The organism is Mesorhizobium sp. M4B.F.Ca.ET.203.01.1.1 (genome assembly GCF_004791025.1).
GTDB classification, from domain to species: domain Bacteria; phylum Pseudomonadota; class Alphaproteobacteria; order Rhizobiales; family Rhizobiaceae; genus Mesorhizobium; species Mesorhizobium abyssinicae.
Window position 1 is genome coordinate 1 of sequence record NZ_SRUO01000215.1, and the last position, 306, is coordinate 306.

The window sequence follows — 306 nt, forward strand, 5'->3', positions numbered from 1 at the left end:
CGACGCTGGCCGAACTGCAGGCGGGCTATCGCACCCTGGCCGAACGTGCGCGCCACCGGGGCGTGCGTATCGTCGGCGCCACGTTGCCGCCGTTTGCCGGCGCCCTGCCCGGCACGCCACTGGACGATTACTACCATCCGGACAAGGATGCCCTGCGCCAGCAGCTCAACGCCTGGCTGCGCTCGGACAGCCCGTTCGACGCGGTGATCGACCTGGACGCGGCGCTGCGCGACCCGACCGACCTGTCGCGGATGGCCGCCCCGTACGACTCCGGCGACCACCTCCACCCGGGGGATGCCGGCAACC

The 306-nt window shown here is 72.5% G+C and carries 1 protein-coding gene; it reads left to right on the top strand.

Going from position 1 to position 306, the window contains the following annotated elements:
• The coding region (locus EN846_RS34390) for a GDSL-type esterase/lipase family protein (protein ID WP_348630858.1) at window positions 1-306 on the top strand (306 nt) is incomplete at both ends.